Source organism: Barnesiella sp. ET7, assembly GCF_024733785.1.
GTDB classification, from domain to species: domain Bacteria; phylum Bacteroidota; class Bacteroidia; order Bacteroidales; family Barnesiellaceae; genus Barnesiella; species Barnesiella merdigallinarum.
The window spans coordinates 1-26,437 of sequence record NZ_JANRHM010000002.1 but is presented as its reverse complement, the minus strand read 5'-3'; the positions used below and the strand labels follow the sequence as shown (position 1 = coordinate 26,437).

At 55.0% G+C, this 26,437-nt stretch carries 16 protein-coding genes; 8 read left to right on the top strand and 8 right to left on the bottom strand.

The features are described 5' to 3' along the window. Nucleotides 1–148 precede the first annotated feature (148 nt). From NW211_RS01480 to purT, 3 genes are all read left to right on the top strand, one after another. On the top strand, nt 149–349 hold the full coding sequence (locus NW211_RS01480) for a winged helix-turn-helix domain-containing protein (protein WP_087409310.1): 201 nt from the start codon (nt 149–151) through the stop codon (nt 347–349). 140 nt (nt 350–489) lie between these two features. Further along, nucleotides 490–684 (top strand): CDGSH iron-sulfur domain-containing protein, encoded by a 195-nt coding sequence (locus NW211_RS01475; protein WP_087409737.1) that lies wholly within the window; start codon nt 490–492, stop codon nt 682–684. A 365-nt stretch (nt 685–1,049) separates the two neighbouring features. After that, nucleotides 1,050–2,240, top strand: coding sequence for a formate-dependent phosphoribosylglycinamide formyltransferase (gene purT / locus NW211_RS01470; RefSeq protein ID WP_258326688.1), 1,191 nt, complete (start codon nt 1,050–1,052; stop codon nt 2,238–2,240). 106 nt (nt 2,241–2,346) lie between these two features. Here the strand turns inward: purT and NW211_RS01465 are convergent, their stop codons facing one another. From NW211_RS01465 to NW211_RS01430, 8 genes are all read right to left on the bottom strand, one after another. Continuing rightward, nucleotides 2,347–5,079 (bottom strand): glycoside hydrolase family 3 C-terminal domain-containing protein, encoded by a 2,733-nt coding sequence (locus NW211_RS01465; RefSeq protein ID WP_258326687.1) that lies wholly within the window; start codon nt 5,077–5,079, stop codon nt 2,347–2,349. An 11-nt stretch (nt 5,080–5,090) separates the two neighbouring features. Next, nucleotides 5,091–7,157 (bottom strand): T9SS type A sorting domain-containing protein, encoded by a 2,067-nt coding sequence (locus tag NW211_RS01460; RefSeq protein WP_258326686.1) that lies wholly within the window; start codon nt 7,155–7,157, stop codon nt 5,091–5,093. A 19-nt stretch (nt 7,158–7,176) separates the two neighbouring features. Next, nucleotides 7,177–9,339, bottom strand: a complete 2,163-nt coding sequence (locus tag NW211_RS01455; RefSeq protein ID WP_258326685.1) for a TIM-barrel domain-containing protein — start codon at nt 9,337–9,339, stop codon at nt 7,177–7,179. Nucleotides 9,340–9,358: 19 nt separating this feature from the next. Beyond that, complete coding sequence (locus NW211_RS01450; protein ID WP_087408941.1) at nt 9,359–10,561, bottom strand: glycoside hydrolase family 76 protein; 1,203 nt, start codon at nt 10,559–10,561, stop codon at nt 9,359–9,361. 90 nt (nt 10,562–10,651) lie between these two features. Next, nucleotides 10,652–11,752: a SusF/SusE family outer membrane protein gene (locus NW211_RS01445; protein WP_258326684.1), complete on the bottom strand. Its 1,101-nt coding sequence runs from the start codon at nt 11,750–11,752 to the stop codon at nt 10,652–10,654. A gap of 36 nt (nt 11,753–11,788) precedes the next feature. Further along, entirely contained in the window at nt 11,789–13,741 is a 1,953-nt protein-coding gene (locus tag NW211_RS01440) for a RagB/SusD family nutrient uptake outer membrane protein (RefSeq protein ID WP_258326682.1), read from the bottom strand. Between the two features lie 31 nt (nt 13,742–13,772). Continuing rightward, on the bottom strand, nt 13,773–16,973 hold the full coding sequence (locus NW211_RS01435) for a TonB-dependent receptor (protein WP_241147839.1): 3,201 nt from the start codon (nt 16,971–16,973) through the stop codon (nt 13,773–13,775). A 274-nt stretch (nt 16,974–17,247) separates the two neighbouring features. Continuing rightward, nucleotides 17,248–18,273: a FecR family protein gene (locus NW211_RS01430; protein ID WP_258326681.1), complete on the bottom strand. Its 1,026-nt coding sequence runs from the start codon at nt 18,271–18,273 to the stop codon at nt 17,248–17,250. Between the two features lie 268 nt (nt 18,274–18,541). On the opposite strand from NW211_RS01430, the gene NW211_RS01425 reads away from it, so the two are divergent. From NW211_RS01425 to NW211_RS01405, 5 genes are all read left to right on the top strand, one after another. Further along, entirely contained in the window at nt 18,542–19,090 is a 549-nt protein-coding gene (locus tag NW211_RS01425) for an RNA polymerase sigma-70 factor (RefSeq protein ID WP_087408948.1), read from the top strand. Nucleotides 19,091–19,304: 214 nt separating this feature from the next. Beyond that, complete coding sequence (locus NW211_RS01420) at nt 19,305–20,891, top strand: DUF6383 domain-containing protein (RefSeq protein ID WP_258326680.1); 1,587 nt, start codon at nt 19,305–19,307, stop codon at nt 20,889–20,891. Between the two features lie 13 nt (nt 20,892–20,904). Beyond that, on the top strand, nt 20,905–23,406 hold the full coding sequence (locus tag NW211_RS01415) for a glycoside hydrolase family 97 catalytic domain-containing protein (RefSeq protein ID WP_258326679.1): 2,502 nt from the start codon (nt 20,905–20,907) through the stop codon (nt 23,404–23,406). A gap of 37 nt (nt 23,407–23,443) precedes the next feature. After that, nucleotides 23,444–24,796 carry a SusF/SusE family outer membrane protein gene (locus NW211_RS01410; protein ID WP_258326678.1) on the top strand — a complete coding sequence of 451 codons (1,353 nt, stop codon included), beginning with the start codon at nt 23,444–23,446 and terminating at the stop codon, nt 24,794–24,796. A gap of 133 nt (nt 24,797–24,929) precedes the next feature. Next, a complete protein-coding gene (locus NW211_RS01405) occupies nt 24,930–26,126 on the top strand; it encodes a glycoside hydrolase family 76 protein (protein WP_258326677.1) in 1,197 nt (398 codons plus the stop codon). Nucleotides 26,127–26,437 lie beyond the last annotated feature (311 nt).

Here is a 26,437-nt window from a genome sequence, read left to right as displayed (position 1 = left end):
TTGTTATTCCAATATCGATTTTCTTGGAAAATTGGCAAGAAAAGCATAAAAAATACATTGAGTATTAAAAATAAAGAAAAAATGTATTAACTTTGCATCGGATTAAAACAATGTGTTTTCAAGTTGTTTAATTTAAACGTAAAAAAGAATGAACGTAGAAGTTATTGGAACATGGGCAGGCCAAGTTTGGAATGCTTTGCATGAGTCGGGTAAACTGACTGTAAAAGGTCTGAAGAAAGCGACTAAACTGAAAGAAAAAGAAATTTATGCCGCCCTGGGCTGGTTGGCTCGCGAAGGTAAAGTGAGCATCAGCGAAACAGAAGCTGACGTAGAAGTTGTATTGCTCTAATAGAAGACGCAGTACGGAAGTTATAAATCGAGGGCACGGGATTTTTCCCGTGCCCTCGATTGTTGTTGACCGGGGCGGTAGAATAAACAAAAGGGCGTCATCGGCTGTTTAGTAAGCAAGAAACTAAAAAACGAACAGCTATGAAAGAAGCCCTTGTACCGATAAAACCCGAGGTGGTCGTGAGAGTAATCGAGTGTGGCCCGCTGCGTATTGGCGGGCATGTGCGCATCCAGTTTTCCGATGGCAGTATGGTCGTAAAGCAGCGAGCCTTCATGTGCCGTTGCGGCAAGTCGGCCAACCAGCCGTTTTGCGACGGTTCCCACGCCAAGAAATAGCCGTTGCCGGTTCTTCCGGCCGAGGCCGACCTCATCCTTCATCAGGGAGAGGCCGGCATTTTTTATGGATAGTGCAGAGGGGTAGACCGGGTTCGACCCGAGCCCAAATGAAAACCCGTGGTTTTCATTTGCCTCAGCGCTCACCTTTCACTATCTTTGAAGAAGATAGGGAGCGGCTCGGTATAGCCAAATCTTGAAAACTGTGTTTCCGGTTTGTCTCTACTCTCACCTTTCTCTATTTTTGTTACACGAAGATAGGAGTCGGTTCGGCATAGCCAAATTTGAAAACCCGTGGTTTTCCTTTGTCTCTGCGCTCACCTTTCACTATCTTTGTACAAGAAAAACATACAACAGCATAATAGATTATGGTAGAAATTGGAACGGTACTGACCCCTGTCGGTAAAAAAGCATTGCTCTGCGGTAGCGGAGAGTTAGGAAAAGAGGTTGCAATCGAGTTGCAACGCTATGGTGTAGAGGTGGTTGCGTTGGATAAATATGCCAATGCTCCGGCCATGCAGATAGCTCATCGCAGCCACGTGCTGTCGATGCTCGACGGTAAGAAACTGCGCGAAGTGATTGAGGAGGAACGCCCCGATTACATTATTCCCGAGGTAGAGGCTATTGCTACCGATACGTTGGTGGCTCTCGAGAAAGAGGGCTACTCGGTTACCCCTACGGCTACGGCCGCTTACCTGACGATGAACCGTGAAGGCATACGCCGTCTGGCCGCCGAGCAACTGGGTTTGCCCACCTCGCCCTATCGGTTTGCCTCGACCCGCGAGGAGTTCGAAGCTGCCGTGAAAGAGATAGGCATGCCTTGCGTGGTGAAGCCCATTATGAGCTCGTCGGGTCACGGACAGAGTGTCGTACGTACCGCCGATGATATAGACCACGCCTGGCACTATGCCCAGGAGGGTGGCCGTGCCGGAGCCGGTCGGGTGATTGTCGAAGGTTTCGTGAAGTTCGACTACGAGATTACCCAGCTCACCGTGCGCCACTCGGCCGGGACTACCTTCCTCAAACCCGTCGGTCACATACAGGTCGATGGCGACTATCGAGAGTCGTGGCAGCCGCAAGCCATGTCGCCGAAGGCCTTGGAGCGCGCTCAGGAGATTGCCCGCAAGATTACCGACGCTCTGGGCGGTTACGGCATCTTCGGGGTCGAGTTGTTTATCAAGGGCGACGACGTGCTCTTCAGCGAGGTTTCACCTCGTCCGCACGACACCGGTATGGTGACGATGATTTCGCAAGACCTCTCGCAGTTTGCCCTGCATGCTCGCGCCGTGTTGGGCCTGCCCGTTCCCGGCATTCGCTTCTACGGTCCCTCGGCCTCGCGTGCCATTGTGGTCGAAGGCGATACCGACAAGGTGGTATTCGGCAATCTCGACCAGGTACTCGCCGAAGAGGGTGTGCAGATACGTATCTTCGGTAAACCCGAAGTGGTGGGCCACCGCCGTCTGGGTGTGATTCTGGCTATCGCCGATACCGTAGAGGAGGCTCGCGCCAAAGCCGACCGTGCCTACAAGAAACTGCAGATAAAAGTTCTGCCCCGATAAGGGCATTCGCTTCGGTCAAATAGAGACTGAATATAGAATCTGGAAATAAAGACAAGCCCCGGGAGCATTGCTCTCGGGGCTCGTCATATATAAAGAGAGGTAAGGATTACTCGACGATGAATTTACCGGTGTGCATCCTCTCGTCAACCTTGTAGAGGGCGAGGTAGGCTCCCTTCTTCAGGTACGAGGTGTCGATGGTGCATTGGTCGATTTGCTTCATGAGCATCTGACCGGTGAGGTCGTAGATGTTCAGCTCCGAGGCGCAGCCTTGAGCCAGGCGTATCTTTTCGCCCTGCTTCACCACCGAGGGGATGAGGTTGCCGGTCTCGGTGTGGCTCTCGACCGGGACGATGGCCGACTCGACCTGAATTTGGGCCTGGCCTTTCAGTTTGATGTCGCGCGACGAGAATCCCAGTTCGATGTTGTAATCTCCGTTGTCGACTACGAAATTCTTGCGGTTCACGTCGTAGTACGAGAAGGCGTCTTTCGTCAGGTAGAGGGTGATGGTCTGCTCTTCATCGGGTTCGAGGTAGACCTTGCGGTAGTTCTTCAGCTCCCGGATGGGACGCTCCACAGGGCTGCTTCCGTTTTTGCCCACATAGAGTTGAACCACCTGGGCTCCGGCCCGCGAGCCGGTATTCTTGAGGGTGCACGATACTTCGAGCAGATGGTCGTCGTCGGCCGGCTCTGCAATCTGCATGTCAGAGAGTTCGAAGGTGGTGTAGGAGAGACCGAACCCGAAGGGGTATTGCACTTCGGTGCCCGCCTTGTCGTAACCGCGGTAGCCCATCATAACGCCCTCGGTAAAGTTTACCTGCTTCGTGCCGTTGTCGTAGTAGCTGTTGTAGCAGGGGTTGTCCTCCCACCGTTTTTCGAAGGTGACAGGCAGTTTGCCCGAGGGGTTGCACAGACCGAACAGTACCTCGGCCATGGCCGTGCCGGCCTCCTGACCGCCGTACCAGCCCCACACGAGGCCCTTCATGCCGGGTTCCCACTCTTGCATCTCCACGTTACCGCCGGCGTTGACCACGCCAATCATTGGCTTGCTGCTTTTCTGGGCAGCCAGCACGAGGTCTTTCACATCCTGAGGCAGCCCGAAGGAGCGGTCGCCCGCCTCGGCTTCGCTGCTCGAGTTGTGGCCGATGAAGGCTACGATTACGTCGGCCTTGTCCAGCTCTTCGCGGAACCGGTCTTCGTCGCCCGCCTTCAACCAGGCCAGGTCGATGCAGGCACCGCCGCCCTGCTGGAAGTAGTCGAGTTGTATGGCATAGCTCTTGCCCGCCTCGAAGTGCATGGTGTAGCGGCTTTCGCGGGTGGAGCCGGCCTGAAATTCGTCGATGACGGTAGCGCCGTTGAGCATCAGCCGATAGCCGTCGTCACCCTTCACGATGATGGTATAGTCGCCGGTCTCTATGGGACGGATCTCGCCGGTCCATTTTACCGAGAAGTAGTTCTTGTTCACCTCGGTGAGGTCGGTCCCGGCCGTCCACTCAAACCCGATGCGCGGGTCTACGCGGGTAGCTACGGGTGTACCCTCGAGCTTCTCGTTGTTGTAGTATTGTCCGGTAAGGCCGTGTTCGCTTGAGCCGGGAGCGGCATAGAGCACATCCTCCATGTGGTCGTAGAGGTCGACGAGGTTCACCTCGATGCCCTGCTTGGCGGCCAGTGTCTTGAGACCGTCGAAATAGGATACGTAGTGGAAGGGACGCACCAGACCGCTACCGCCGCCGGCCGCATAGATGGTGGCGTTGTTGCCGATGACGGCAATGCGTTTGACGGTGGCGGGGTTCAGGGGCAGGATGTCCGACTCGTTCTTGAGCAGGACGATACCCTCGCGGGCAATCTCGAGAGCCGTCTGTGCCGTCTCGGGGTTGTCGAGGGGGATGCTGGGGTCGAGCTGTTCGCGGTCGAAGAAGCCGAAGCCAATCATCGTTTGCAGAATATGTTTCACCTTGAGGTCGATTTCGCTCATCTCTATCTCGCCCGTAGCGAGGTATTTGCGCAGGTCCTCTTCGTTTTCGATTTCATTGCCGGCCATCTCCAGGTCGAGCCCGTTTTTCACGGCCGGGATGCAGTTGTGGGTCGAGCCCCAGTCCGACATGACGAGTCCGTTGAAGCCCCACTGCTCGCGCAGCACCTCTTTGAGCAACCACGGGTTTTCGGTGGTCCAGGTCCCGTTGAGCAGGTTGTAGCTGCTCATTACGGCACCCACCTCGGCATTCTGCACGGCCGACTTGAAGGCCGGGAAATAGATTTCGTGCAGGGTGCGCTCGTCGATGTTGGAGCTCACGTAGTTGCGGTCGTACTCCTGGAAGTTGGCGGCAAAGTGCTTGATGACACCCATCACGCCATTCTCCTGCAATCCCTTGATGTATTCGGTCGAGGTGTTGGCGGCCAGCAGCGGGTCTTCGCCCATGTACTCGAAGTTACGGCCCGAATAGGGTGCTCGGATGATGTTCACGGCCGGGCCCAGCAGGATGTTCACGCCGCGGGCCTTGCAGTCCTGGGCCAGAGCGGCCCCGTAGGCATAGGCCATGTCGGGGTTCCAGGTAGCGGCCAGCAGCAGGGCGCAGGGATAGGCGGTCGAGGGGCCCCAGGTGCCTACGCCTTGCGGGCCGTCGGACATTTTGATGGCCGGAACGTCCAGCCGGGGAATGGCCCGGGTGTACATCCAGTCTACACCGCCTATGTAGGTGAGGCGTTCTTTGACGGTCATGTTTTTCAATATCTCTTCGGCCCGTTTCTCAACCTCGGGAGTGAACCACGATTGGGCGAAAGAGGGGGTGGCCAGCGAGAGCAGCAAGGCTGCCAGCGACCATTTGTATTTCGATAGTTTCATGGTGTTGCTGTTTATTTGACGATTAGTTTTTGAGTTTGAGTGGTGGCGTCGTCGCCTGCCGATATGATGTAGGCTCCGGCAGGAAGGGCAATTTCGTGGTACGAGTCGGCCGTCGTTCCCTGAGCGGCGAGGGTGCCCGACAGGGTGTACACGCTATATTTTACGGGGTGGGGTTGGGCCTGGCGTATGGCGATGGAACCTTGCCCCGAGACGATAGTTACCGTTTCTCCTTCGATACTCTCGATACCCGACCCGTCGGATTCCCGGCCGAAAATCTGGAATTTGAGCAGCTGAATGTCGCCGGCACCGTTGTTGGCCTCCACGTCGAGCAAGATGCGGGTGAAGGTCAGCGGCGAGGATACCTCGTATTTGAGGGTCGAGTAGCGGGTGGGGAAGTAGGCGTCGGTCTGGCGGTCGAGCTCTACCCAGCCCAGCTCTTCGTTATAGCCGTTGAGAATCCATTTGCGGGGGTCGCGGTCGGGGTGGTCGTAGGAGCTCGAGAGAGCATACGAGTCGATGGTGCAGGGCTTGTCGAGCTCGATCTCCACGTAGAAGCTGGTGGCTCCGTGGGCATAGTATTTGGTGCTCATGTTGCGGTCGAAGAGGCGGTAGAACTCCTCGCTGAAGTTGTCGCCCGATTCGCCGGTGGGGTATCCCGTCACATGTGTTTCGATGTCGAGGCCTTCGGTCAGGTCGGCCGGGAAGTTCTGTTCGCCGGTAGCCGTGTAGGGCAGACCGAAGAGCTGCCATTCGGCCATCTGCAGGCCCTCGGCCTGAGCCTCGAGTTTGTAGTATTGTGCGGCATTTGTGGTGGCACTGCCCGGGGTTTGGGTAATCTCGTAGAGAGTAGCTCCGTCGAGGTCGGTCGCCGTGTTGTAGGAGAGTTCCTTCCACGAGGAGCCGTCGGTCGAGCTGTACAGTTTCCAGCTGTCGGTGTCGATTTCGCTGTCGATGCCGGCCGAGAGCAGGAATCCCGTGAGCAGCACGGGTACCTCGCACTTGGCCACTACCTCGACACTCGACGACTCGGGTACGAAACTCGTATACTCGTCGTTGTCGGTGAGCAGGGCGAGGGTGGTGTTGCTCTGGGGCGATGTAATGGTAGCCCCGTCGGTGAAGTCGAAGGGATAGGCCATTCGCACGATTTCGGGTCGTTCGATGGTCTGGGTCGTGGTGCATATCTCGAACTTGTCGAGGTTGGGCCCGTTGTCCTCATGCAGCCCGAAGGTGATGGTGTTCTTCCCCTTGTCGAGATAGATGAGGGTCGATACCATCGACGTGGGCGGGTTGTCCCAGTTGGGTGAGTCGAGGGTGCGGATGATGCTCTTCGCGTAGTGGTTGACCTGGATGGTGAGAGCGCGGCTCGAGCCCATGGAGTAGACCTTCAGTTCGTAGGTCCCCTCCTCGGGTATCTCTACATCGTTGAACCGCAGGTATGAGTTGGCTGCCAGGTCGAAGTCGCCGATATATTTCCCGCCCGAGAGCCCGTCGACCGAACTGCCGTCGACGGGCTTCACCTTCAGGTTGCCGAAGAGCTGGGCCGTTTCGGCCTCGAGCAGGATGGGAAATTCGCCGGGGGTAGGCAGTTCGACGTCGGTGGTGATGATTTCGAATTTGTCGAGGTTGGGACCTCCGCTACCTTGCGGAGTGATGGTAATGGTGTTCATCCCCTTGTCCATGTAGATATAGGTGCTCATGGTGTTGGTGGGAGGATTGTCCCACCCGGGGGTGGTGTTGGTTACAGTCGAGATGAACTCGGAGTAGTTGTTGACCTTGATGGCAATCGAGCGGTTTTGCATGCTCATGTAGTAGGTCTTGAACTCGTAGGTGCCGGTTTCGGGGACCTCGACGTTGGTAAATACAATCGAGCTGCCGGGGTCGTTGTCGCCTACATATTTTCCACCGGAGAGTCCGGCTACGGTAGTGCCGTTGGTGGGTTTCACTTTTGCTGGTAATGTGATGATACCATCTTCCGCCTCGAGGGATACAAGCACCTCCTGTGCCTGTACCCACGAAGCCGACAAGATGGTAAATCCCAGCGACATCAGTCGCAGGGATTTACAAATTCTGTCTTTCATGATAAGTTAAAAATATGTGTTAGAGCTTTACAGTTACGCCTTTTTTCAAAGAGCCCGAGCCTTTGTAAACTTTCCCGTTCATCATCAGTTCTACGTTTACGGCTTTGATCTCTTTTTCGATTTTGCGTTTACCCTCTTTCGAGGCCAGTTTTACATCGACGGTATTGCCTTTCTTCTCGGCCGAGAAGGTCATGAGGCTGTAATCGCCGCACTGGAAGTCCCAGCCGTCGCCGGCATCCCAGTAGAGCTGGCCCTGGGCCTTGCCGTTTTCGTCGAGACAAACGAGCAGGGTAAGGGGTTCGAACGAGTTTTCGGTCGTGCTTTGTACCACCCGGCCGGCCGGAATGATGCTGCCACCCTTGATTTTCAGCTCGGCCTGGTATTTGTCGCTGTACTCACCGTCGATGAGGGTTACACGCTCCCAGATGCCGTAGGGCAGCACGGGGTTCTCGGCAAAGGCCGGAACAACCAGCAGGTTGTCGCCCAGCAGGAAGGCCTGTTGCTCGCTGCGCAGGCGCAGGTCTTGCGGGTCGGCAAAGAAGACGGGAGCCATTACCGGCAGGCCGGTGGTGTGAGCTTCGTAGAAGAGTGTATAGAGGTAGGGCAACAGGCGGTAGCGGCGTTCGATGGCGATGCGCGAGGTGTTCTCTACGGCTTCGCCGAAGGCCCAGGGCTCCTTGTCGTTGGTACCGGCGCAGGCGTGACCGCGGGCGAAGGGGAGGAAGGTGCCGAACCCAATCCAGCTGGCGAAGAGGTCGGCGTCGGTGTTATTGAGGAAACCGCCTATATCGGGACCGCTGAAGGGTTGGCCCGAGAGACCCAGGGTGAGCGACATGGGCACCGAGAGTTTCAGGTGGTCCCAGCCGGCCCAGTTGTCGCCTGTCCAGGTAGCCGCATAGCGTTGGTAACCCAGCAGGCCGGCACGTGAGAGAAGGAAGGGCCGTTTCTCGGGGTTCACCCGCATGATACCCTCGTACGAGGCCTCGACCATCAGTCGGCCGTAGGCGTTGTGGTAGAGCAGGTGAGGACCGGCAGGCAGATTGCCGCCGCCCCGGTGAGGCGTGTCGTAGGGCATGGTTCCGATGCGTTCGGCCTCGGGGATGTCGTCGTCGGTCACGGCCGGTTCGTTCATGTCGTTCCATACGCCGTCGATACCCTTGGCCAGGAAGTCCTTGTAGAGGTCGGCCCACCAGTCGCGAGCCTCGGGCATGGTGAAGTCGGGGAAGGCGCAGTAGCCGGGCCATACCTTACCCTGGTAGGTTTCGCCGTTGGGGCGTTTCACCCACACGTCGTTGGCCGTACCCGACTGATAGACGTGGTAGTTCTCGTCGACCTTGGCTCCCGGGTCTATCATGTAGACCGCCTTGAAACCCTTTTGGTGCAACTCTTCGTTGAGCGCCTTGGGGTCGGGGAAGTTGGTCTCGTTGAAGGTGAAGATGCGGTAGCCGTCCATGTAGTCGATGTCCATCCAGATGACGTCGCAGGGTATGTGGCGGTTGCGGAAGTTATCGGCAATCTCGCGTACCTTCTGCTCGCTGCCGTAGGAGAAACGGCATTGGTGGTATCCCAGAGTCCAGCGGGCCGGCATGGTGATGGTACCGGTCAGTTCGGCCAGACCCTTGAGTACGGCCTTGGGCGACTCGCGGTCGATGATGAAGATGCGGAAGAGGGCACCCTCGGTGTTGAATTCGATTTTGTCGGAGTTGGTGGTGAGTTCGGCTTTCCACGAGGTATCGAAGAGGATACCGAATGCGGTACCGTCGCGGCGTACGCCCATCACCCAGGGGTGCGACTGGTAGAGGCGTTTGCCGCCGTCTACGCCGTAGGCCCCGGTATCGGTGTTCCACAACTTGATGTATTGTCCGTTACGCAACAGCGGGCCGGTGACTTCGCCGCCGCCGTAGAGACTGATTTCGCCCGTGAGGCTGAGCGAGGCGCAGGCTTTGCCGTCGACCAGGGTAAACTGGGGCACCAGTTCCCAATCGGCCGGGGTGGCCCCTTGAGTCGTGGGTTCCTCTTTGAGGATGAGCGACGGAGTCTTGGTCTGGTCGAAGCCTTGCGGAATAAATTCGACGATGTTTTCGCCCACAAGCGACGATTGCGCGATGGCCACATTTTCGGCTCGAGCACCCAGTACTCCGGCCGCGCACAGGGCTCCTATGAGCAGTTTGTTCAGATTCATGGATAAAAGTTTTTAGTTATTAGTTTACTGCGAGTTTGGCATAAAGTTCGACAATGGCACCCTGGTCGAGAATGTCGCCGGGGTTATCGGTAATCTCGTTTCCGCTGAATTGCTTGAAGAAGAGCCCCGTCTCGGCATCGCGGGTGTACTTCCAGGCGTGGTCGAGCGATTTGCGGATGGCCAGCATGTAGGTGCCGTTGCTCTCGACCTTGTTCAGTTCGAGGAATCCGCGCACCATGATGGCGTTGAACCAGCGCTTGCCATCCTTGAGGATGCGGAACTGTTCGCCCGAGTAGTTGGATACGAAATTCTCGAAGAAGTAGTTGTAGCAAGCCTCGGCCAGCAGTTTGGCATCGGTGAGGTATTGGGCGTCGCCGGTGGCGTTGTAGAGCAGTACGGCGGCCTGGAGCATCTGCCCCGAGTTGTAGGAGAACTTGCTGGTCTCTACGGTACCGTCGATTTTGATGCAGTCCCAGTAGAGGTAGTCGGCGGGGTCTTGCAGTTTCGATTTCACCCATTTGTAGACCTCTTTACCGGTCTCGAGATACGAGGGGTCGTTGGTCACCTGGTAGAGCTTGAGAGCCAACACGACGGCCGGGGCGTTCGAGCAGGTGTTTTTCGAATCGCGGGGCGACTCTTTCCAGTAGATACCGCCGCCCAAGGCATCGTCTTTGCCGGTGAGCACAAAGTTCCACACGCTCTTGGCATAGTCGAGGTACCAGTTGTCTTTGGTCTTGGAGTAGAGGTCGGTGAGGTCGATGCCTACCCAGATGGCATCGTCGTAGAGCCGCTCGTCGTGGTCGTTGACGAAGCAGCCGAAGCACATGGGCTCTTTCGTGGTGTTGTAGTATTCGAGCAGGGTGCGCTTGAGCTGGCTCTCGTAGGTGGTGCGGAAGTCGACGTTGTCGGTGTTTTGCACAATGGCGTTGAAGCCCGAGAGTACGCCGCCCAGACCCCACAGATAGGCGTGGCTGTTGTAGTCGGGGCTGTTGGGCTCGTCGTGCGTACCCAGCGTGTTGGGGTAGGTACCGAACATCAATCCAACCCGTTCGCTCCAGTAGTATTTGAAGATATTGGCAAAGGTCGTTTCGGCCCGGCTCATGTACTCTTCGTTGATACTACCCGGCTCGTTGGGCTTGATGGCTTTGATGGGAGCATCTTCGCTTTTGCAGCAGGTGAGCAGCACTAAAAGGAAGATGAGAAGTAACGAATTTCTTTTCATGATGTGTGTTGAAGATTTAATAGTTGGGAAACAAATGCACCGACCCGGCGAGAGTGCTTCTCTCCCCCCAAGCCGGTGCGTTTGCCGGATTTATTGCTTTTCAAACTTGATTTCCATCTTCTCGGTGTCGAGGGTAATCTTGTAGAGACCGGCCTGCTCGGCGGTAATCTTCCACTTGTAGTCGGGTTGTTCGCCCGGAGTTACCTGCACGTCGGTGCTCTCGATCGAACCGTCGGCTACGAGCGGTTTGAAGGTAGTGCCGTTGAATTCGCGTTGAGCCAGAATCTTCAGTTCTCCCTCCTGCAAAGCCCCTTGATAGGTAAAGATGTTGGGGTTGAGGTTGTCGGGAGTCATGGCGATGAGTTTGTCCAAATCCCATTGAGCGGCGGTGGCGCTACCCACGAGGTAGAGGTTTTCGTAGAGCAGCTTCTTGTACGAGATGCTCATCTCTTTGAGCGAGATGTAGATGTAGTACAATCCGGGATCGCTTATCTGGAAGTACTCGTCGGGGTCGCTCTCGGTCGTGCGTTTCACGAGCGTGCTGTTGTCGGCCCCCTTGTTGTACGAGGGCAGAGCTACGCCCGGCGTGGTGATGAACTTGAATCCGCCGGCGGTGAGTTGTCCCTTCCAGTTGTAGAGACGTCCGTTGGAGAGCTCGGTCATCTTGTCGGCATTGTTGAGGTCGGTGCCGCCAGGGGTAGCCGAGCCGGTGATGTAGAGCGCTTGCGAGCGGGGTATGTAGGTAGTTACCCGCACGGTGGTATAGGCAATCTCGGGATATTGGAATTTGGGACCGTTGACACGGGCAGCTACACGGGCTTCGACCGATACCGGTTCGCCGGCCGTCTTACCCCACTTCTCGACGATGAGGTCGTAGAGTTGCGACGAGGTGTAGCTCACCGATTCGTTGGCACCGAGGGTTACCACGTCGGTAGCCGACTGGAATTCGTTGTCGGCGATGTCGATCTGGAACAGATAGTCGAAGGTGTATTCCGGGCCCAGGCTGGTAGCCTCGTTCCAGGAGAAAGAGAGGATGACGTCGTCGGGGGCGTCCTGGTTGAGCGTGACCGATTGGGCCGAGGCTTCCAGTTTCAGTTGGGTTCTCTCGATGGCCTTGTCGTCGTCCTTGTCGCAAGCGACAAAGGCGAAGACAAAGAGCAGAGAGAATAATAGATGATATATTGTTTTCATATCGGTATTATACATTTAGAGTTCGGAAAAAAGAGTTTACCATTTGGGCAATTGTCTGAGGTTGGGGTTCTTGTCGAGCTGGTTCTGGTGAATGGGGAACCAGTAGTTTTTCTCGCTGAAGGCGCGGGTAATCTCGACGCGACGTTTGAAGTAGGCGTTCTCGTTGCTCTTGTCGCAGCTCTTCTCGGTACCGAACTTGTTCATGCCGTAGTAGTCGCCCCGCAGAATGTCGATCTGTTTCCAGCGGCGGATGTCGTCGAAGCGGATGGCATACTCGCAGTTGAACTCGACGCGGCGTTCGCGGTGGATAGCCTCACGCATGGCAGCCTGGTCGCTCGGTGCGGGAATCTTGTCGAACCCGTTGCTGTCCTTGCCCGTACCGTATTGGGGAATGCCGGCACGCTCTCTCACGAGGTTTACGTATTTGAGAATCTCGTCTTTCTGGGAGGGATCCCACTCGTTCAGCGCCTCGGCATAGTTCAGGTAAGCCTCGGCCAGACGGCAGATGATACCGGGACGATAGGGAATCGTGTAGTTGAGGATGTTGGTCTCGGGGTGTACCCGTTTTCTCAGCAGGTAACCGGTCTGGGGAGCATCCCAGAGCGAGCCCGATGCGGGACGTCCGTCCTCGCCCATGTAGTAGAAGTCGACGTAGCGGTTGTCCTGACGATACCAGGCACCGTTGTAGAGTACCGATACATAGAAACGGGGTTCGCGGTTGACATACATGTTGAAGGTACCGGCCGGAGCTACCGTGTTTTCGGTATTGGAGCTCTTGGCATCCTTGTCACCTTCGATCCATTTGGTTTTCCGCACGTCGGGTTCGGTAGAGAAACCGCTCTCGTTGTAGCCCGAAGCCTGGTTGATGATGGGCTCGCCGTTGGGCTCATAACCGGTAATGGCGGGCAGACCGTTGCTCATGAAGAAGGCATCGACCAGCTCCTGGGTAACACCCAGACCGCCCTGGCCACGCGAGCCACGGGGTACGGCGTGTTGCGAGTAGAGGTCGGCACTCACGTCGGGACGGGGGAAGAGAATCTCCTTGTTGCCCTGGTTGAACTCTTTGTAGCACATGTTCGAGTAGCTCATGAAGGGGTCGATCGAACCGTCTTCGTTATACTCGTAGTAGAGGTGGTATCCGTTGGCTTCGGCCTCGTCGATGAGCTCTTTGCAGGCTTTCACGGCTCTTTCCCACTTGGTGGGGTCGTAGGTCGAGTTGAAGATGTTCTGGCCTTTGTTGTTCTGGTAGGCGGCATAGTCGGGGTCGTCGTTGCCGTTTACCAGCGGGCTGGCGGCAAAGAGCAGCATGCGGGCGCGGATGGCCAGAGCCATAATCGAGGTGGCGTGACCGTAGTTACGATCTTCGGTATAGACGGCCGGCAGTTGCTTGGCTACCTCCTGAAACTCGGTATCGAGCCAGTTGATGACATCGTCGTAGGGAGTCTGGCCGATGAGAATATCTTCGGTAGGAGCATTCACGTCGGTAAGCCAGGTTTGCAGAGGTATGGCACCGTAGGTGTTTACCAGCAGGTAATAGTAGTAGGCGATGAGGAAACGGGCCTCGGCCTTCATGTTGTCGACATCTTCCTGATATACCTGTTGCTCGGGCAGAGCCTTCACGTTGTTGATGAAGATATAGGCACTGCGGATGCGCACGGGGAAGTCGCCCCAGAAGTTACCTTTCCATTCGCTTTGGGGAGTCCAGTTGCCCAGAATCTTGTCGATACAGTCCCAGTCGGCAAAAGCACGCCAGTCTTGCGATGGCGAGAAGTCGTCGGCATAGGCATCGTAGTTACGCATCATGGGGGTATAGGGGTCGGGTATACCGTCGTAAATACCGGCGAGCCACTCCTCGGTACGGTTTTTACTGTTGAATACCATTTCCAAGGTCAAAATATCGTCGGGCGCATTGTCCAGGTAGTCGGTACAAGAGGTAACCGAGAAGAGCCCGATGATAGCCAATGTATATTTAACAATCGTATGTTTCATGATTTTTTGTTTCCTTTTCTGTTTTATGGGTTTAGAATCTTACTTGCAGACCGATAGAGTAGGTGGCCATGATAGGATATTTCAGACCGTTGCTGGTGCTCAGCTCGGGATCCCACAGGTCGAATTTGGAGAATTGCAGCAGGTTCGTACCGCGGATGAATATGCGGGCATATTCCATGGCGGCTTTCTTGATGAGGTTCTTGGAGAAGGAGTAACCCAGCTCTATGTTTTTGAGTCGCAGCATGCTCATGTCTTTCAACCACCAGTCGGATGATTGAGCGTTGTTGGCATTGTAACCCATGTGGAGGCGGGGATAGAAGACATCCTGGCTGGGATTCTCGACGGTCCAGGCATCGGAGGCGTTGGTAAAGATGTTACCCTCGGCACCGATGGTCGAGCCGGGCAAGAAGTTCGTCTGGTTTTCGCCGATGATGCGGTAGGTGCGGCCGTTGCCTTGGAAGAAGGCACCGAAGTCTACGTTTTTGTAGCTGAGGTTCACGCCGAAACCATAAACGAGTTCGGGGTTCACGGTTCCGCCGATGGCCGTCTTGTCGGTTTCGGTGATTTCGCCGTCGCCGTTCATGTCGACATACTTGATGTCACCGGGATATACGCGGTCCGAGAACTTGGGAACGGGGATACCGGGTTTCAGTTCGCCGGTCGTTACGTCGGCAAAGTCCTCTTCGGTGAAGAGTCCGTCGCTTACCAGACCGAAGATTTGGCCCACGGGTTTGCCCGTGCTCGAACGGTAGGTACCCAGCACACCCAGGTCTTCGTCTTGTTCGATAATCTTGTTGCGGGCATACGATACGCTGGCGCGAGCCGAGATGAACCAGTCTTTATTGATTTGCTTGTTGAGATCGAGCGAGAAGTCGAAACCTTTGTTGGTCACGATACCGTAGTTGGCCCAGGGCAGCGAGGGGAAACCGGCTGAGCTGGGGTAGTTCTTGCGTTGCATGAAGATGTTTTCACGACGTTCGTGGAAGAAGTCCAGTTGGATTTCGGCCATCTTGAACAGGCCCAGTTCGATACCGACGTTGGCCTTCTTGACCGTCTCCCAGGTAAGGTTTTCTACACCGGGGTCACCCTCGCGCAGACCGCCTTTTTCGTAGAAGGCGTTGGAGTTACCCCACTTGTAGCCGTCGGTCGAGCCGATGGTGGTGATGTAGGCGAAACGCTTTTGCGAGCCATCGTCGTTGTAGAAACGGTCGTTACCGGCCAAACCATACGATGCTCTCAGTTTCAACTTGTTGATGTAGTTTTGTACGGGGCGCATGAACTCCTCTTCCGACACAATCCAGCCGGCGGCAATCGAGGGGAAGAAACCGAAGCGGTGACCCTTGGCAAAGTTTTCGGAACCGTTGTAACCGAAGTTAAACTCGGCAATGTAGCGGTCGGCATAGGTATAGGCGGCACGGCCGGCAAAACCTTGTGTACGGTAGGGCACCTGGTCGCCATCGTCGTAGTTGCGCTGGTTGTACAGCAACAGGGCGCTTACCGAGTGGTCGCCGAAGCGTTGGTCGTAGGTGATGTTACCTTCGAGGTAGGTACTGTAGTTACCGTACTCTTCCCAGCGGCTGTAACCCAGGAACTCGTCGCCCTCGTTCAATACCATGAGGATGAGCTCGCCGGTAACCGGGTCGCGTTGGGTAGCGGGCGAGTAGTAGCGGGGCGATTTGCCACGGTCTACACCGTTGCGCGAATAGTAGTCGTACGAGAAGATACCCTTTACCTTCAAACCGGGGAGGATACCTTTCAGGTCTTGCTCTACGGCGAAGAGGGTTTCGAGCTTACTCTCGGCCTCGCGTTTGAAACCCGATTGCGTCAGTTTGGCCCAGGGGTTTTCGTTCTCACGCGGTTTGGGTATGCAGCCGTTGTTGTAGATAAGCGGAACCATGTAGGGGGTAGCCTTGAAGGCGGCGCTGAAGATGTCGTCGATACCGTCTTTCGGGGCGTTGCGTTGTTGCAGGTAACCACCGATGTTGAAGGTCAACAGGGTGGTCGAGGTTACGTTCATGTCGACGTTGGTACGCAGGTTGAAGCGGTTGACCGAGATGCCCGAATCCCAGGCCTGGGTCTTGTCGGTCTCGGTGATACCTTGCTCGTTGTAGTAGGCACCTACGAACGAGTAGCGCAGTTTCTCGTTACCGCCCGAGAGGTCGAACGAGGCGCGCGTGTTGTTGGCAAAGTCTTTGGTGATGGCATCGATCCAGTCGATGTCGGGGTAGAGCTCGGGGTCGTAGCCGGTGCGATATTTGTCAATCAGTTCGGGCGAGTAGAGCTCGGTACCGGTCTCCTGGATGTTGATGTTGTTCAAGAGGGTCAGGTAATCGGCGGCATTGAGGAACGAGGGGAGCTTGGCCGGGCGGGTGATGGAGTGCTCGACCGATACGTTGATGGTCGTCTTGCCCGAGTGACCGCGTTTGGTGGTAATCAGGATGACACCGTTGGCACCCCGCACACCGTATACGGCACTGGCCGAAGCATCTTTCAAGACCGAGAACGACTCGATTTCGGAGATGTCGATGTTGTTGAGCGAACGCTCTACACCGTCGACGAGCACGAGCGGCGAGTTGCTGCCCTTGAACGAGCTCATACCGCGGATCCAGAACTCGGAGTTGTCGTAGCCCGGTTCGCCCGACCGCTGTACACCGATGATACCGGCAATGTTACCGGCCAGGTCGTTACTGAGCGAACGGGTGGTACCGACTTGCAGCTGTTGGGGTTTCACGCTGGTGATGGCGGCAACGACCGAAGCCTTCTTTTGCACACCGTAACCAACCACTACCACATCCTCGAGTTGGGTCGAGGCGTCTTGCAGTACCACGTTGATGATCTTGCGGCTGTTCACGGCCTCTTCGCGCGAGGCGAAACCAATGTATTTGAATTGCAGGATGGCGCTTTTGTCGGGTACGTTGATGTCGTAGATACCGTCGACGTTGGTAATGGTTACAATCGAGGGGTCGTCTTTTACCGACACGGTTACACCGATCAGGGGCTCGCCGTTGACGTCGGTGACGTTACCGTGGATGGCAATCTTTGTCTGGTTCTTCCCTGAAGCGTTATTCTTGTTGTATAAAATAATCTGCGACTGTTTGATTTCAAACTTGATGTTTGATTTTGCGAGCATTTGCGATATGGCTTGCCGCACAGGTGTGTTGTTGGCTTTCAACGATACTTTTTGGTTGACATCCAGTTTCAAGGCATCGTAGAAGAAGGTGTATTTGCTCACGCTTTCTATTTTTTTAATAGCCTCGGATAGCGGAATGTTTTGGAAAGAAATAGTCAATGATTCTCCCGGGGCCTGAGCAAACAAGTTCAAGGAGAATAAAATGGCCAGGAATAGGACCAATTTTTTCTTTAGATTCATATCATGGGTATATTAAAGTTAACTCAATAGGTTCTCTTTCTTTTTCTTTTTGTGTGTATTTAGTGTTTTAAAAAAGTCTATAAATGTTTTTTGCGGTAGTTTTTTCGTTCAGTATTTTATCATAGGCAATAGTTTTTTAAGGGGTTATTATTAAAGTGTTGTTTTCGTCGAAGTGATAATGAATCGAAGAGATGCTGGCCATGATGCGCACAATATCTTCGAGGCTTTGGTCATATAGGGTAAACGTGTAGGACTGGTCGTCGGAGAGAGCCGGATCGATTTCGATTTTCACGTTATACCATTTGGAGAGGTATCGGCATACCTCGTGCAGATTCTTGTTTTCGAGTTTCACCCGGTCTTTGGTCCACATCATGGCAAACTCTACATCGCCTTCTTCCACGCTTATGGTCTTGCTCTTCTTGTCGAGCGAACCCTCTTCGCCGGGTTTCAGGTAGTGGTCGGGCTTGTCGTCGCCCAGTACGTGCATCGAGACCGAACCCTCGTAGAGGCTCACGACCGATTTGTCGTCATCGTCATAGGCGCTTACGTTGAACTGGGTACCGTGTACCTTGACCGCAATGTCGTTGGTTTTGACGATAAACGGTTTTCGGTCGTGCTGTACATGGAAGAAAGCTTCGCCTTTGAGGGTTACCTCACGTACGTCGGCATGCAGGTTGGTATATTCGAGTTCCGAGTTGGCGTTGAGCCATACCTCGCTGCCGTCGGGGAGGATAAACTTCGATTTGCCGGTGATGGTCGAGTAGGTTTGGGCAATGGCTTCGTGTTTGGCGTGGTGATTGCTCTCGAAGAAAAGATAACCGGTACCCGATACGACCAGCAGTAAACCTATTGCAGCGGCAAAGCGACGGAGCACTCGGCCCGACGCCCACCGCGGCACAATCTTCTTTACCTTCTCAGGTTTGGTTTGAATGGAATCTTGGTGTATATAAGTCTGGAATTTTTTCCAATAGAAATCGACGTCTGGATTGTATCCGGCTGCCTTGGTTTGAATTTGGTTCCACAAATTTTGCAATTCGTTGAAAAACTGTTGGTTCGCAACGTCTTGATTCAGCCACTCTTGCAGCTGTGTTTGCTCGTCTTCTGATAGCGAGATGCCTTTGAATCGAGCTATGATAATGTCCCAAGGGAGCTTCTTGTTCATAATTATCAGACTTTTTTAGATGAAAAAATATTTTACCGCATTATTTTGATTTCATTAGTTAGACACAAAAAAAGAGATAAACCCTTATACCGGATACCGTAAAAAAGGAAAAACAATTGGGAATAACTTGCGATTATTTGATAAATTGTTGTTAATCAGTATGTAAAAAAGAGAGGGGAAAGAGCTTTTTTTCTGCTTTGTGGGTGAGATAATTTTTTTTTGTAGAATAATATTCTTTTCTTTGCACAGTATTCCTATATATAAAACGGTGGCCAACATAGCAAACGACATATTATTGCTCAGGCAAATACGGGAGGGAAATGAAGAGGCATTCAAAAGTTTGTTCGAAACCTACTTTACTCCGTTGTGCCGTTTTATATACCTTTATCTGGACGACAAGGCTGTGGCCGAAGAGCTGGCCATGGATATTTTTATCTATCTGTGGGAGAACCGCGACACCTTCCACATACAACTTTCGTTGAAAGCCTATCTGTTTCAGGCTGCACGAAACAAGTGCTTGAATGAATTGCGTAAAAAGAAAGAGATGGTGAGTATCGACGACGCCGAGTTGTCGGGACTCAATACCGACGTGTCGTCGCTCGAGACCGAAGAGCTGTATCGGCTTATCCACGAGGCCATACTGGCTCTGCCCGAAAAGTGTCGCCATATTTTCGTTCTCAGCCGGCAGGAGAGCCTCACCAATCAGGAGATTGCCCAGAAGTTGAATCTCTCGGTCAAGACGGTCGAGGGGCAAATAACCATTGCCCTAAAGAAAATCAGAAAATTTCTGGGCGACCAGTACAGCTATTTGTGGTAAAAAAAATTTTTTTCATTCGGTATAAGGGTATATGATGCTTTTTGTGTCATAGTATGTGAAACCCTGGAATATTACCGACATGAAAAACTCTTTTAAGTGCACATACTCTTTTTGTTACGGTCCATTTCCTACTCCGTTGACCGGGAGATACCCCTATTAGAGCTTTTTGTACAGGCAAAGATTCTATCGTTTTTCTTAGACTTGAGTGAGAGATATGTACAAGAAAATTACAAGTTTGTGTTTTGCCCTGCTGGCAGCCTGCAGCCTGTATGCTCAGGAGCCGTTGCTGGTTCTGGAGGCCGAGGATGCCCGGCTCACCCCGCCGGTGAAGGTCAAATATGTCGACGGCTATTCGGGAAACGCCTACGTGGGCGATAACGATAGCGGGTCGGAAATCGTGTTTGAAAATGTTTATGTCGAGAAGGCGGGAACCTATGAGTTTCGCACCTACTATACCAGCATGTTCATTCGCTCCATCGCCGTGCAGTCGGGGTTCTATACCCCGGTAATCCTCACGATGACCGAGACGACCGAGGACTGGAACCGTCCGCCGGTGGGCATGATGCTGTCGTATATCTATCTCGACGAGGGATACAACACCTTGCGCATTACCCCCTATAACGGTGGTGGCCCCAACATCGACAAATTTGAACTCTGGGAGACCGGGGTGAACATGCCCAAGCCCGAGAAGGAGAGCGCCGCTTTCGGTTACGACCTCACCGACGAGGCCTCGGTGACCGTCGACGGTGCCGACTATTCGGCTTCGGCCATGAACGACAACAACGAGTATACCTCGTGCGAGATGCCCGCCTCGTCGAACTACATCTATGTAACCTGTCCCGAACCTTACCTGATTACCGGCTACCTCTTCTCCGACGGTACGGCCATAGCGGCCGGTGTCGATGCCTGGAGCCTGGAGTATTCGGTCGACGGACAAAACTACAATCGCTTGTCGCCCAATTCGTCTACCCGGTACAGCGCGGCGACACTCTATACCATCGATCGTCAGCCTCATTCCGACGCTGCCCGGGCTGCCCGTTATTACCGCATTGTCACGCAAGGTGGCCGTGTGGGCGAGATACAACTCTTCGGGATACCCTATTATGAGAATACCGACGGAAAGAATTTCCCGACCGATATAACGGCCGGCGTCGATGCCTATGCCTCGGCGCTGGGCTCTCCGCTGGGTGCCTTTACCGTGGCCGACGAGCGCTACTTCAACCTCTTCGACCGCAACATGCAGCGCAAGTATTACAGCGACGAGGGTCCCCTCTTCCAGGTAGAGATAGAACTCGACAAGCCTTATCGCCTCGAGAGCTACACGCTCACCTCGTGTCAGGATTACCCCGACCGTGACCCGAAGAGCTGGGTGGTCGAGGGCTTCGATCGTGATTGGGAGGTGGTGAGCGAAGTCGAAGGCTTTGAGTTTCCCAGTAGGTATGCGACCATGAAATTTGCCGTAAACGGTACGAAACTATACAGGGGCTATCGCTTGAGAACCCTCGAGAATAACGGGGCCGATGCCTTCCAGTTGCTCAAGTGGCAACTCTTTGGCAGCGACCAGCCGGCAGCCCTCTCTTCGGCTCGGGTTGACGAGGTGCGGGTAACGGCCGGCGACCGGGCCATTGTGGTCTCGACAGCCGACGAAGCAGCTTGCCGCGTGTTGACCCTCTCGGGCCAGACTCTCTACGAAGGGCGGTTGCGCGGTGACGATTGCCGCATTGCGGTGCCTGCCGGCATCTATCTCGTGGGGGTGACCGTGCAGCACGAGCAGACGGTACACAAAGTAGTGGTAAAATGAAGATTTATTGAAGATGAAAACCAGATTGACATACGGACTCCTGATTGTGGCAGGAGTGATGAGCGGTATCGCTCCGGCTTGGGGCGAACAGGTCCTGGGCGAGTCGACCTCGCCCAACGACTCGATTAAACTCGTCGTGCTCGACGACAACGATGCGTTGTATTACAAGGTCGTGAAGGGTACCGCTACCCTGATAGAGAAGTCGGCCCTGGGAATCGTCACCTCGGTGGGCGATTTTTCGAGCGGGGTAGGCGACCTCGCCTTTACCGACCGCCTGGTCGAAGACCCTTATGAATTGCCGTCGGGCAAACGCAGCCGCTACGAAAATACCTACAAGGAGGCCACGGTGACCGGCAGCAAGGAGGGGCACGGAGTGAAGTTTGTCTTCCGCGTCTACGACGACGGTGTGGCCTACCGCTACGAGCTTCCCGGCAGCGGCGAGGTTTCGGTCTATGCCGAACAGAGCGAATGTCTGCCCGCCGCCTGCGAAACCATCTATTCCCAACAGTATTCCAAAGACAGCCAGTCGCTTTTCAGCGAGACCGCTACCGAGTTCGTGGCCTGTGCCACCTATACCCCCTTCCCCATACTGGTCGACATGGGGGGCAACTATATGTTGATGACCGAGGCGAGAGTCAACGGCTCGTATTGCGGGAGCACACTCACGGTCGACGACGAGACCGGTGCCTTCTGTTTCCAGCCTCGTGAATCGGTATCGACTACCCTCCCGTTGGCTACCCCGTGGCGGGTGCTGTTGGTGGGTTCGCTCGAGTCGGTGGTCGAGACGGTGATGCTCGAGAATCTTAACGATGCGACGGCCGTCAACTCCCTCTCGTGGATTACCCCGGGACGGGCTACCTGGAACATTGCCGGCGAGGATTTCACCGCCGACTACCTGAATATGAGCAACATCAAACACTATATCGACTGGGCCCAGGAACAGGGGTGGGAGTACTTCACCCTCGACAAGTGCTGGGAACAGAACGGCATCTCGCTGAAGGAGGTGGTCGATTATGCCTCTTCGAAGAAGGTGGGCGTGCTGATATGGGTGAACCAGAATGACCTTCCCTCCGACGAGTCTGCCCTGAACGCGATGGTACAGAGCTGGAAATCGCAGGGTGTGAAGGGGTTGAAGGTCGACTTCTGGGAGAGCGAGTCGCAGGCTACGATGCAGAAGGTGGACCTGCTGCTGCGGGTGACGGCTCAGAACCAGCTGTTGCTCGACCTCTATGCCTGCCCCAAACCCACGGGTTTGCGACGCACCTGGCCTCACCTGCTCACCTCGGAGGCTGTGCTGCCCAACACCGTATTTACCGACTTTCCCGATATTCACAACATCAACTCGGCCATAATTCGCGGCGCTATCGGTTCCACCGATTATGCCCCCGTCGACTTTGCCGACCGCAACGGCTGCATCCACTCCGGCACCACCTGGGCTCACCAGTTGGCCCTGTCGGTGGTATTCGAGTCGGGCATACAGCATCTGGCCGATGCTCCCGAGAATTTCGAGTATCACATGGCCCGCGAGTTCTTGAAACGGCTGCCCGTGGCCTGGGACAATACCCGCTGTCTGGAGGCCCGTCCCGACGAATATGTGAGCCTTGTGCGCCAGAAGGGCGACGAGTGGTATTGGGCCACGCTCACGCACGAAGCCCGCACGGCACGGGTGCCTCTGTCGTTCTTGCCCGAGGGCGAGAACTACTGTGCCTATGTGTATGCCGATGGCGATTGCCCGTCGGAGGTCCGGTTTGAGTACCGCGACAACCTGTCGTCCCGCGATACCCTGTCGGTCGACCTGCTGAAGCGGGGTGGGGCCGTAGTGCTCTTCTCCACCTCGTCGCAACTGCCGCGACCCATACAGATGAAATACGAGGCCGAAGCCGCCGAAAACACCATACCCTTCGGGGTGCCGGTGAAGAGCGACGTCGACAGCCTCTGTTCGGGTGGGGAGTATGTGGCCTCGATAGGCAACGGCCGCGCCCTGGTCTTCAACGGGGTGACCGTGCCTGAGTCGGGTACCTATGCCATGACCCTCTACTACATGAGCGATGCTCCCTGTTCGGCCTATGTGAAGCTGAACGGCGACATCAACTCGTGGCAGGAGGTTTCGTTCGAGAATACCGGCGGCCCCACGGGTCGTTACATGGCACACCGCACAGTGCTGGTTACGCTCGACCATACGGTGAGCAACACGATTGAGGTAGGCAACAACTCCGATTACGGTCCCAATCTCGACCGTATCGTCCTGTCGAAGTATGCCGACGGGACGACCGACGTGGAGGCTCCGCAGGAGAGCGAGTCGGTAGGGTTGGTCTACGTGCTCGACCGCGACATCATCATCGAGCAGGCATCGGCTACCGACTATGCCGTCTACAATTCGCTGGGCCAACTCTTGCGCACCGGCCACTTCGAGGGCGGCCGCCTGTCGGTCTCCGTTCCCGATCGGGGCGTCTACTTCGTGAAGCTCCACACCGCCGGGCTCGACTTTACCCAAAAAGTATTGATAGGACGATGAAAATGAGAACCTTTTGTTAAACTTAATAATAAAACTTATGAAAAAGATTACTTTTTTAATGGTCTGTTTGTTGTCCGTGCTCGGACTCTCTGCAGCCAGTTATGATCACCTGTATGTAATCGGCGATGCCACATCGGCCGGTTGGAACACCAATAGCAACCTGGAGATGACCAATCTCGGGGATGGAAAATTTACCTGGACCGGCGAATTGCTCGACCATGGCGACAATTCGCGTCGATTCAAATTCATTGTTAGCCGTAGCTGGTATCCCTGCTTGACGACTACCGCAGCCGCTCACGAGACCGTGACTCCCGGTGTGAAAGTCGCTCTGCTCGACAAACACGAAGAGGTTCAACCCGATGCTGCCTTCATCGTAGACAAGACGGGAACCTACAAGATCGATATCGACCTGAACGAGATGACCATGTTACTGACCGAGACTACGCAGGAGCTCCCCGACGTAGCCGAGTTCGGTCAAGTATACCTGGCCGGTAGCGCCTTTACCGACAAGGTAGCCATGGAGAAGGTTTCGGACGGTGTCTACACTTGGTCGGGCGTAATCGAAGAGGCCGACCCCATGGTAGGTTTCTACTTTGTAAACGGCGACGAAACCATGTCGTTCAACCCCGCCAATACCGGCAGCATCAAATCGGGTTCGTACAGTATGGTATATAGCGCCGACGGCGTAGGTACTACCGAGTTCCAAATCCCCGCCACCTCGACCTACACGATTACGGTTAATGTAGCCGAGATGAAGATGGAAGTTCTCAAAATCGACTACGAGCACCTCTATATCGTAGGTAGCGCCTTGACGGCTCGTCCCGGTAGCTGGCTGACCGAAGATGGTGTGGAGATGGAAAAGATCGAATCGGGCAAATTCACCTGGTCGGGTCAACTCTATGCTCAGACGACCGACGGTAGCGGCACGGAGTTCAAGTTCCTCAACCAACTCATCCCCGGTGTATGGGAAAACGACTTTGTATTCGATGCGACTCAAAGCGCCAATCAACCCATCGAAATCGGCGGCAGCTACACGATTTCGTACCGCGGTTCGGGCCACGACAACAAGTTCACGGTGCCCGAGGATGGTAACTACAAACTCACGGTCGACCTCCATGCCATGACTCTCACGGTCGAGGAGGGTACCTCCAGCGCTGTAAGCGAAGTGCTGGCTACCGCTCCGGTTGTAGTAGCCGACGGTGCTACTATCCGCGTATTGGCCAACGGCCTCGACCTCGACGGTGTGATGGTATTCGACTTGCTGGGCAACTGCGTAGCCTCGACGGGTGCCGTAAGCGACTATGCTTTCGACATGGCACAGAGCGGCGTATATGTAGTGCGCGTAGCTTGTGGCAACCAGGTATATTCTCATAAAGTAATAGTTAAATAAGATCTTAAGATTTTGAGCCGAGTCGGGGAGCCGACCTCCCCGGCTCGGTATTTTTTTGCTTGTTTTTTAGTGCGGAAAATCGGGAATGCCCGAGACCTCTTGGGGTGAAAACCGCCGACAAACTGTAAATCGTATGAAGAAAACATGTCTCATGATAGCTCGCTGCCTGGTCCTTGCCACCGTAAGTCTCGCACCTGCGGTGTGCCAGGCCGGGAGCGACAACTACAATCGGGCCGTCGCCACGTTCGATGCCGTGATGGAATGCTATGGCGACGAACGTCTCCCCCTCTTTCGGGAGACCTACCCCTTTGACGACCAACTGAAAGTGACCTACCTCTCGAACGAAGAGCAGGCCGACCAGCAGAAACGCTACTCCTACCTGTGGCCCTTCTCGGGCAGCCTCTCGGCCGTGGCAGCCATTTGGGATGCTCGTCTCGACCCCCGTTTCGAGCAGGTGCTGGAGCAGCAAGTCCGTCCCGGACTGGAAATGTATTTCGACTCGGTGCGCACACCGGCCGCCTACTCCTCTTATCTGAATACGGCCCCCGCCTCCGACCGCTTCTACGACGACAACATCTGGATAGGTCTCGACTTTACCGACCTCTATCGACTCACTCGTGCCCCCCGATACCTGGAGCAGGCAAAACTCGTGTGGCGCTTTATCGAGAGCGGTATCGACAACCAGCTGGGCTACGGCATATACTGGTGCGAACAGAAGAAGAACGGGAAAAACACCTGTTCCAATGCTCCGGGTTCGGTCTATGCCGCCAAGCTCTACCTCGTGACCGGCGACAGCAGCTACCTGCGCACCGCCGTGCGCCTCTATGAGTGGACCCGCACCAACCTGCAAGACCCCACCGACGGCCTCTACTTCGACAACAAGAGCCTCGACGGCACCATAGGCCGGGCCAAGTTTGCCTACAACAGCGGGCAGATGATGCAGGCCTCGGCCCTTCTCTACCGCCTTACGGGCGAGGAGCACTATCTGCGCGAAGCCCGGCGACTGGCAGCCGCCTGCTACGAACACTTCTTTGCCGCCCCGTCGCAACCCGGGCGTCGGTACCGCGTGTTCACCCCCGGCAACGTCTGGTTCACGGCCATCATGGTGCGGGGCTTTATCGAGCTGTACGGCATCGATTACGACCGTCGTTACATCGATGCCATACAAGAGAATCTGGACCAGGCCTGGACCAACGGCATGCGCGAGGAGAACGGCCTCTTCAACGACAACTGGACCGGGCAGACCCGCAACGAATCGAAGTGGCTTCTCACCCAGTTTGCCATGGCCGAGATGTATGCCCGCTTTGCCCTGATCGACGCAGAAGAGTAGTGTGTTTATGACATAAGATGAAAACTCCCGGAGCAACCTTTCGTTGCTCCGGGAGTTTTTTATGCCTATGCACGAGACTATGGCCCAGCACGGTATCGGCCGGGAAAGTATCCTTGGTTTGTGAATTACGGCTGTATGGTTATGGGTCGTCTCGCCCTTGACGAAATGCAGAAGAGTAGGCCGGTATCCTATGAGAGGGGAAGGTAGAAACGAAAAAACCGAAACAGCAATATTGCTATCTCGGTTTTCGGTGGTGCCACCAGGGATTGATGTATCCTTGTAAGCACTTGTATCTCAACGCTTTGCCTTTG

Excerpts from the sequence above, each read along its gene's own strand:
- purT (WP_258326688.1), top strand. The coding sequence starts at position 1,050 with ATGGTAGAAATTGGAACGGTACTGACCCCTGTCGGTAAAAAAGCATTG.
- NW211_RS01465 (WP_258326687.1), bottom strand. The coding sequence starts at position 5,079 with ATGAAACTATCGAAATACAAATGGTCGCTGGCAGCCTTGCTGCTCTCG.
- NW211_RS01460 (WP_258326686.1), bottom strand. The coding sequence starts at position 7,157 with ATGAAAGACAGAATTTGTAAATCCCTGCGACTGATGTCGCTGGGATTT.
- NW211_RS01450 (WP_087408941.1), bottom strand. The coding sequence starts at position 10,561 with ATGAAAAGAAATTCGTTACTTCTCATCTTCCTTTTAGTGCTGCTCACC.
- NW211_RS01445 (WP_258326684.1), bottom strand. The coding sequence starts at position 11,752 with ATGAAAACAATATATCATCTATTATTCTCTCTGCTCTTTGTCTTCGCC.
- NW211_RS01455 (WP_258326685.1), bottom strand. The coding sequence starts at position 9,339 with ATGAATCTGAACAAACTGCTCATAGGAGCCCTGTGCGCGGCCGGAGTA.
- NW211_RS01415 (WP_258326679.1), top strand. The coding sequence starts at position 20,905 with ATGAAAACCAGATTGACATACGGACTCCTGATTGTGGCAGGAGTGATG.
- NW211_RS01475 (WP_087409737.1), top strand. The coding sequence starts at position 490 with ATGAAAGAAGCCCTTGTACCGATAAAACCCGAGGTGGTCGTGAGAGTA.
- NW211_RS01420 (WP_258326680.1), top strand. The coding sequence starts at position 19,305 with ATGTACAAGAAAATTACAAGTTTGTGTTTTGCCCTGCTGGCAGCCTGC.
- NW211_RS01410 (WP_258326678.1), top strand. The coding sequence starts at position 23,444 with ATGAAAAAGATTACTTTTTTAATGGTCTGTTTGTTGTCCGTGCTCGGA.
- NW211_RS01440 (WP_258326682.1), bottom strand. The coding sequence starts at position 13,741 with ATGAAACATACGATTGTTAAATATACATTGGCTATCATCGGGCTCTTC.
- NW211_RS01405 (WP_258326677.1), top strand. The coding sequence starts at position 24,930 with ATGAAGAAAACATGTCTCATGATAGCTCGCTGCCTGGTCCTTGCCACC.
- NW211_RS01480 (WP_087409310.1), top strand. The coding sequence starts at position 149 with ATGAACGTAGAAGTTATTGGAACATGGGCAGGCCAAGTTTGGAATGCT.
- NW211_RS01430 (WP_258326681.1), bottom strand. The coding sequence starts at position 18,273 with ATGAACAAGAAGCTCCCTTGGGACATTATCATAGCTCGATTCAAAGGC.